Raw genomic sequence first — 7,436 nt, forward strand, 5'->3', positions numbered from 1 at the left:
CATTCAGGTGGAAGCGTTCGATCTGGGTGGCTGTGCCACGCGATTTCACGGTTTCCGGGCGCGCCTGCACGATGTAGAGCTTGCCGGTATTTCCATCCTTGGCCCACTCGATATCCATGGGACGGCCGTAATGTTCCTCGATCGTGAGGGCCTGGCGCGACAGTTCATGGACATCCTCGTCGCTGAGGCAAAACTTCGTGCGATCGGCGATTGGCGTTTCTTCGATGCGCACACGCTCGCCGGCCGCGTCTGAATAGACCATTCGCTGCTGCTTGGATCCGATCTGGCGGCGAAGGATGGCTGGTTTGCCAGCCTTGAGCGTGGGCTTGTAGACGTAGAACTCATCCGGATTGACTGCGCCCTGTACGACCATTTCGCCAAGGCCGTAGCTTCCGGTGACGAATACGGCATTGCGGAAACCCGATTCGGTGTCCAGCGTGAACAGCACGCCCGAGGCACCGATATCCGAGCGCACCATGAGTTGTACTCCGGCGGACAGGGAAACATCTTCGTGCTTGAAGCCGTGATGGACGCGATAGGCGATGGCGCGGTCGTTGTATAGCGAGGCAAACACTTCCTTCATCGTGTGGATGACATCGTCCGCGCCGATGACATTGAGGAAGGTCTCCTGCTGACCGGCAAAGGAGGCATCGGGCAGGTCTTCGGCCGTGGCCGACGAACGTACCGCGACCGCTATGTCGCTGGCGCCGGCCTTCTCGCAGAGCTTCGCATAGGCCTCACGAACAGCCTTGTCGAATTCGGGGATGAGTGGCGTATCGATAACCCACTGCCGGATTTCGGTGCCAGCTGCAGTCAACGCGGCGACATCATCGACATCCAGAGTAGCCAGACGATCCTGGATACGCTGTGCCAAGCCGCTTTGTGCGATGAACTGCTGGAAGGCATCGGCAGTGGTGGCATAGCCGCCAGGCACCGAGACGCCAAGCTTGCTCAGGTTGCCGATCATCTCGCCTAGCGAGGAGTTCTTTCCGCCCACCTTTCCAAGATCGGTCAGACGCAACTCATCCAGCCAAAGAACCAGGTCGCTCAAGGGAAATCTCCGGGAAAATATCGCAGTGCGTCATTCTACCGGCTATGCCGCGCCGGCAACACACCAAATTGACCGGAGGAGGGCGGCCAGGTGGTGCGCCCGGGCGAGCCAATTGACTAGACTACAAGGCCGCAACCCACTGGAATCAGCATGCGCCGTACCGTGTTCTATATCTCTGATGGCACCGGCATCACCGCGGAAACCATCGGTCACAGCGTACTGACCCAGTTCGAGGGCGTGGACTTCGATACGTTTCGCATGCCTTTCGTGGACACCGAGGAAAAGGCCGAGCACGCCGCCCAGCGGATCCGGGCGTCGCAGTCGCAATCCGGCGTGCGCCCGATCGTGGTCAATACGATCATGGACCAGCGGCTCAGCGATATGGTCGCCATCGGCGGAGGCCTGATGCTTGACGTGTTTGCGCCGTTTATCGGTCCATTGCAGGACGAACTTGGCATGCCGCGCTCGTCGCGGGTTGGCAAGGCGCATGGATTGACCAATTTCGCCGAGTACGAAGCGCGTATCAATGCCACCAACTATGCGCTTTCGCACGATGACGGCATCGACGTGAATTACGACGATGCCGAGGTGATCCTTATCGGTGTGTCGCGCGTGGGGAAGACGCCCACCTGCCTGTACATGGCGTTGCACTACGGTATCAAGGCGGCGAACTATCCCTTGACTGAAGAAGACCTTGAGCGGTTCGAGTTGCCGAGCCGGCTGAAGCCGCACAAGGAAAGACTGTATGCCTTGAGCATCGATGCGCAGCGCCTCGCCCAGGTTCGCGAAGCGCGCCGGCCGGGCAGCACGTATGCGACTCTGGCGCAGTGTCGGCGCGAGCTCGAACTGGCCGAAAAACTTTACCGACGTGACAATATTCCGATGCAGAGCACGACAAATACTTCGATCGAGGAAATAGCCAGCAAGATCCTGTCGCAGCTCGGTATCGAGAAGCACATGTTCTGAGCGAGAGCCGAATACTACGCCTCTCGTGCATTCCACGGCAGACTGGTGGCGAAAAATCCCGATGCTATGATCGATCCATGTCCACCCTGGTCGCCAGACGCAATGCAGTTTTGCCCAGCCGGTTCGCCTGGCTGATGGGCATGCATGGCGAGAACTATCATCGCCTGGTCCGTCTGTTTGCGCCGCAACGTCTGCCTGCGGGATCTTATTTTTCGTCGGTTGATGATCATCTCGACGTGCGATTGCAGGTGATCGAACATCATCCCTATACGATCGATATCGAGCTGACCTACTGCCTGCACGATCCGGAGTCTGGCGGCTTTGTGCCTTCGGCACGCATCCGCATGTACCGTGACGCGCGTGTTGCAGAGGTCTTGCACTATCACGCCGACCAGCGCCTTGAACGGGCTCTGGGGCCGTTGCCGCCTGCGCGCACGGTATTCGAGCGTCGCGTACGCAAGAGTTCGTTCCTGAATCGCTGGCTCGAATATCTGGCCGAGCAGGGTCATTCGATAGGGACGCTCCAGCAGGCACCTACGGTCGGTGCCGAGCCGTTTTCGGCGCTCGCCTGAATCCATCCGATCGGACAAATTCAAGGCACAAAAAAACCCGCTTGCGCGGGTTTTCCTGCGAACAGTGGCGGAGCGGACGGGACTCGAACCCGCGACCTCCGGCGTGACAGGCCAGCATTCTAACCAGCTGAACTACCGCTCCACATCTTCTAAGCGCGCATCCTGCGCAATCCGCTATTCTCACCGATCTGACTCGATTTCGCGAGCCAAGATCGTCACTGGCGTCCCCAAGGGGATTCGAACCCCTGTTACTGCCGTGAAAGGGCGGTGTCCTGGGCCTCTAGACGATGGGGACGCATAGAGAAACCTTGGAAACCTGGTGGAGCCAGGCGGGATCGAACCGCCGACCTCTACAATGCCATTGTAGCGCTCTCCCAGCTGAGCTATGGCCCCGGGAGGCGCGGAAGAATAAGGAGTGCTGGCCTCAGCGTCAACACTTATTCTGCATGGAGTGACTATTTGTCCTGATTCGGGGGGGTCTCAATTCAACGAACCGGCAGTTTCGCACAATCGCCAGGCTTTGGCTGCGGCTCATGCATGTCGCGTTATGATCGGCTTCAATCATCACGGAGAAACGTCATGGGTTTGATCAAACCGTTGCTTGGTTCGTTATTGCTGGCTGGCTCGATCCTGGGTTCGCAGGCCTTGCTTGCAGATGCGGCAAAAGCGCCGGCCTTGCCGCGCACTGCTGCTCCGGAGGGTGTGGAGCTCTACTTCATATCACCCAAGGATGGTGAGGTCGTCGGCGAGGAATTGACCGTCCGATTCGGTCTGCGCGGGATGGGTGTGTCGCCGGCAGGAACCATGAAGGAAGGGACTGGTCATCATCATCTCCTGATCGATACCGATGACCTGCCTCCTTTGGATATGCCGATCCCTGCTGATGCCAAGCACGTGCATTTTGGCGGTGGTCAGACCGAAACGGTCATCAAGCTCACGCCGGGCGAGCACACCTTGCAGCTTGATCTTGCCGACGCATTGCACATGCAGTTCGATCCGCCGATCGTTTCAGCGAAGATAACGGTGACCGTGAAATAGCTGGCCCTTGATTGATCAGCGACTGGACGCTTTCCAGTTGCGCGCCGGGAGTTTCCGGCGCAGTCCCAGGAGTGCCAGCAGGCTCGCCATCAGCCCGCTGGCCCAGATACTGTTCGCAGGTAGCTCGGTTGGCCCTGGTGGCGCTCCCTGCACTTCGTAGGCCCCAATATCGGCCGAGCCGTCGACTTCACGCGAATAGCCCACGCCGCGTTGGTCAGTGGATCGATCCTGCGGGTTGCTGCCGTGGTTGATCGCCGGACTTCCAGTGCCCAATGCATGGGTGAGGGTAGGGCCTCCGTTGTCGCCCAACGGCAACAGCAGCGGGTCGACGTCGAGAGTATCGCCAGGCAGCGTCAGGCTGCTGCCGGCTGCGCGGACAACATTGTGTGAGCCGGAAATCGACAGCGGCCTGCTGCTGTTGACGTCGGCACCGTTCAATCCGGCGCTGTTGCCGCTGATGATCGTGCTGTTGATGCCCGAATCCAGTGCGTTGTCGATGAATGACACGCCGCCGCCGCTGGAACCGGCATGATTTCCGGTGATCGTCGAATTCTCGATCAGGACGGAGGTGAATTGTCGGACACGCAGTCCCCCGCCGTCGTCCTGTTCCGTCGTGTTGCCCGATATGGTCGAGTTGCGCAAGACGAGATCGCCTTCCTGGGTCAAGCCGCCAGCAAAACGAATCGCGAAATTGTCGCTGATGGTCGTTCGCTCGATGCTGCCCCCGTTGCGGGCCACGAACAGCCCACCACCGATTTCCCAATGCGTGAGGGGTGCGTTGTCAGTCCCGATGGCCGAGTTGCCCGAGATCGAGCTGTCGATGATGTCGACGCCGTACGAAAACGCGCCACCTCCGTAGGCTGCCGTGCCATTCGTCGGATGATCTCCGAATGCCGTACTTCCCGAGATCGTGCTGTCGATCATGCTCATGAAACCGGACAACACCGCGCCGCCATAGGACCCGACGCCAATGGCCAAGCAGTTGCGAATCACCACGCTGCGGAGTCTCAAGCTGGCACCGGTCGCCACGCAGCCGCCGAAACCGATGTCGGTATCGACGGCTTCAAAACGACCATTGGCAATCGTCAGGTTCTCGATGCTGAGGGAGCCTGAGCCCGGATGCAGGATGATCCGATCCTGGTTCAAACCGTCAAGGGTCAACAGGTTCGCGCCCGGCCCACGCAACGTGAGTTCATCCAGTTCGATCTTGAGTGCGCCCTGGCTCAGACTGATGTGGCTGCAGGCAAGGTTGCTGAGATCGACGATGTCACCGCTGGTTGCCGTTTCGACTGTCGTACGCAGGCTGCCGGCAGAATCATCGTCGGCACAATTGGTGACGAATATTGTTTCGCTGCGATGTCCGGTCGGCCCAGGCCTTGAGATGCGCATGGCGTCCAGGCGTGCACGTAACGGAGTGGTCGCTGCATTGCGTTCGTAGGGCAGGGGCCACTCAAGCGGGATATCCCGTGGCAGTGGCGAAACCGCTTCGTTCGCATTGACGGCAGGGAACGCGATGGCAAGGCCTGCCGCCAGTGCGCTCTTCTGCAGGCGGTAGAAGCCGCGTCTGCAAGCATCGGGATACGAATGCGTCACGTCAGCCCGGCGTTCAAGCAGAAGCCAAAGGTGGCTGGCAAGCAGGAGGTCATGTTCAGCATCTGGGAGATCATCGGGGTACGGACAGGTCGATTGTATAGGTGGACATGCCGTCGCCGGTCGCGCTGGTTTCGGTGATGCCATGCAGGCCGAGCTTCCTGGCCAGATCCATCTTGTTGCTGGCCGACTGGAATTCGACCGGTCCCGCCGTTTGCATCGGCACGAATCGCCAGGCGCGGTCTGCGCCATCGTCTGCGAAGTCCAGGGTGCCGCGCTGTTCGACCCATTCAACGAGAATGCTACGGCTCATGTCCGGTGCATTGAAGAGGATATTTTCGCCACCTGTTCCCGGAAAACCGCCTCCGCCGCTGGCGCGATAGCTGTTTGTTGCGAGGATGAATGGCTGGTCCGGCTTGATGGGCTGCCCCAGGTAGCGCAGATCGACAATTCGTTCTCCGGCGGGACGACCCAGGTCGATCGCGTAGCTGATGCCACCCTGGATGACGTCAAAGTTGTAGCTGGGCACTTTCTTGCCGACAAGGGCCTGTGCTTCGGTCCTCATCGGGTCGATCTGATTGAAGTAGCCGGCCGAGTGCTCAAGCCACGCCTTGACGCCTGCTCCATCCAGCGTGATTGCGGCCACCGTGTTGCTGTAGAGGTAGAGGTCGGCGGCATTCCGAATAGCCAGAGGCCCTGCGTTGATTACGGTGAAATCGTTCGGTCCGGCGAAGCCGACCTTGAACGGTGCCATTGCGGCAATGACCGGAACATCCTTCAGGTCGGGCATGAATTCGTCGACGTATCGACGCACATACTCGCGCTGTGCGGTGTTGACAGGCTGGATCGCACAGACGTCACCCACTACGGCGAAATAGGTTGTCATCGGAAAATTGCTGCTGCCTATGGGTTGGGATACATAGGCGATGGTCGCTTCGTGTTCAGTGGCGACCGCTTGCCGGATGTCAGGATCGGATGCAACGGTTTTTCCCGTTGCATCGCGAATGTTGCGCACCTCGGAATGAGTTCGCTCCGGATCGATTCTCCAATGGCCGTCGCGCCAGTCCAGAGCCAGTTCGATCACGCCCAGGCTCTTGCCCCAGAGGTTGCCCATCACGGCAGGCTTGCCGTGGATGAAGCCGCGGACATTGTCGACTTCAGGCAACTGGCTGAACCGCGAATCCTTGTTGCCGGGATCGGGAAACGCCTGATGGGAATGCCCGAGCAGCAGTACGTCGATGTCAGGCTCCATGGCCAGATGCCAGTTGGCATTTTCCATGGTTTCCGAGTACGCACGCGGGTCGATACCGCCGTGCGATATCGCGACGATGATGTCCGCACCTTCAGCGCGCAGGCCTGGGGCATAGCGTCGCGCCGCTTCGACTACGCCAAGAGTGGTTACCCTGCCTTCGAGATGCTTCTTGTCCCAGAGCATGATCGGTGGCGGCGCGAATCCGATGATGCCGACCTTGATCGGTACCTCAACGCTCTCGCCTGTTGGCGTTGTCGCCTTCAGGGTGCGCCGAAGCAGGGCAGTGGGCGGAAATATCGGTTGGCCGTCGTCGCTGCCCAGCACGTTGGCGAGCACGAGCGGGAAGTCCGGACCCTCGCAGGGCAATCCGCTGACGCCAGCAACAGTCATTTCCTGATTGGTCACCTGGGCGAGGAAAGGCAAGCCGAAGTTGAACTCGTGGTTGCCTATCGTGCCGCCGTCATAGCCAAGCGTATCCATGGCCTTGTACATGGCCAGTTTCTGCTCGCAGGAAATGGGTTTTCCGTGGGCCTGCCAATCGGCAATGGCCGAGCCCTGGATGGTATCCCCGGCATCGAACAAGAGCGTGTTGGGATACGCGTTGCGCGCTTCGTGGACCAAAGTAGCCATGCGCTCGAACCCAAGCGATTCATCTTCCGCCAGCCTGTAGTAGTCATAGCTGAGGATGCTCGAGTGGAGGTCGGTTGATTCCAGGATCGCGAGGGTGGCATGCGCACCGTCGTCTGCCAGCGCGTGCCGTGATGGCGAAGGCGCGCATCCCAGCGTGGCCAGAACGGGAACAGCGATTAGTGCGGCGATCAACCAGCGAACATCCATAACATCTCCACAGCGATTTCCGTTGCGCATCTTCTGCATTCGGTCAATTGGCCAGGTATCGACTGGCGTGAGGAGGGATCGTGGCTGGTTTTCAGCCTTGCTGACAAGTTTCGATTGGGTGTGCCAGTAC

The 7,436-nt window shown here is 59.6% G+C and carries 6 protein-coding genes and 3 tRNA genes; 3 read left to right on the plus strand and 6 right to left on the minus strand.

Annotation, left to right across the window (positions count from 1 at the left end; all coding sequences use genetic code 11):
* On the minus strand, positions 1-1,051 hold a 1,051-nt coding region (locus WBP53_RS10630), incomplete at its 3' end, for a PEP/pyruvate-binding domain-containing protein (protein WP_423928715.1).
* A 144-nt stretch (positions 1,052-1,195) separates the two neighbouring features.
* On the opposite strand from WBP53_RS10630, the gene ppsR reads away from it, so the two are divergent.
* Both ppsR and WBP53_RS10640 read left to right on the plus strand, forming a co-directional pair.
* Positions 1,196-2,017, plus strand: coding sequence for a posphoenolpyruvate synthetase regulatory kinase/phosphorylase PpsR (ppsR, locus tag WBP53_RS10635; protein WP_423928725.1), 822 nt, complete (start codon positions 1,196-1,198; stop codon positions 2,015-2,017).
* A gap of 77 nt (positions 2,018-2,094) precedes the next feature.
* Positions 2,095-2,589, plus strand: a complete 495-nt coding sequence (locus WBP53_RS10640) for a DUF1249 domain-containing protein (RefSeq protein ID WP_423928717.1) — start codon at positions 2,095-2,097, stop codon at positions 2,587-2,589.
* A gap of 65 nt (positions 2,590-2,654) precedes the next feature.
* Here the strand turns inward: WBP53_RS10640 and WBP53_RS10645 are convergent.
* The 3 genes from WBP53_RS10645 to WBP53_RS10655 all read right to left on the minus strand — a co-directional run bounded on the left by WBP53_RS10645 (position 2,655) and on the right by WBP53_RS10655 (position 2,982).
* Positions 2,655-2,731 (minus strand) — tRNA-Asp (locus WBP53_RS10645).
* Positions 2,732-2,808: 77 nt separating this feature from the next.
* Positions 2,809-2,884, minus strand: a tRNA-Glu gene (locus tag WBP53_RS10650).
* A 22-nt stretch (positions 2,885-2,906) separates the two neighbouring features.
* A tRNA-Ala gene (locus WBP53_RS10655) sits at positions 2,907-2,982 on the minus strand.
* Between the two features lie 186 nt (positions 2,983-3,168).
* Here WBP53_RS10655 and WBP53_RS10660 point away from each other — a divergent pair.
* Positions 3,169-3,627: a DUF4399 domain-containing protein gene (locus WBP53_RS10660; RefSeq protein WP_423928719.1), complete on the plus strand. Its 459-nt coding sequence runs from the start codon at positions 3,169-3,171 to the stop codon at positions 3,625-3,627.
* 15 nt (positions 3,628-3,642) lie between these two features.
* Here WBP53_RS10660 and WBP53_RS10665 read toward each other — a convergent pair whose 3' ends face one another.
* On the minus strand, positions 3,643-5,220 hold the full coding sequence (locus WBP53_RS10665) for a choice-of-anchor Q domain-containing protein (RefSeq protein WP_423928721.1): 1,578 nt from the start codon (positions 5,218-5,220) through the stop codon (positions 3,643-3,645).
* 70 nt (positions 5,221-5,290) lie between these two features.
* A partial coding sequence (locus WBP53_RS10670) for a bifunctional 2',3'-cyclic-nucleotide 2'-phosphodiesterase/3'-nucleotidase (RefSeq protein WP_423928723.1) occupies positions 5,291-7,436 on the minus strand: 2,146 nt, incomplete at its 5' end.

Source organism: Dokdonella sp. (assembly GCF_049593775.1).
Taxonomy (GTDB): Bacteria; Pseudomonadota; Gammaproteobacteria; order Xanthomonadales; family Rhodanobacteraceae; genus Dokdonella.

Excerpts from the sequence above, each read along its gene's own strand:
- WBP53_RS10640 (WP_423928717.1), top strand. The coding sequence starts at position 2,095 with ATGTCCACCCTGGTCGCCAGACGCAATGCAGTTTTGCCCAGCCGGTTC.
- WBP53_RS10660 (WP_423928719.1), top strand. The coding sequence starts at position 3,169 with ATGGGTTTGATCAAACCGTTGCTTGGTTCGTTATTGCTGGCTGGCTCG.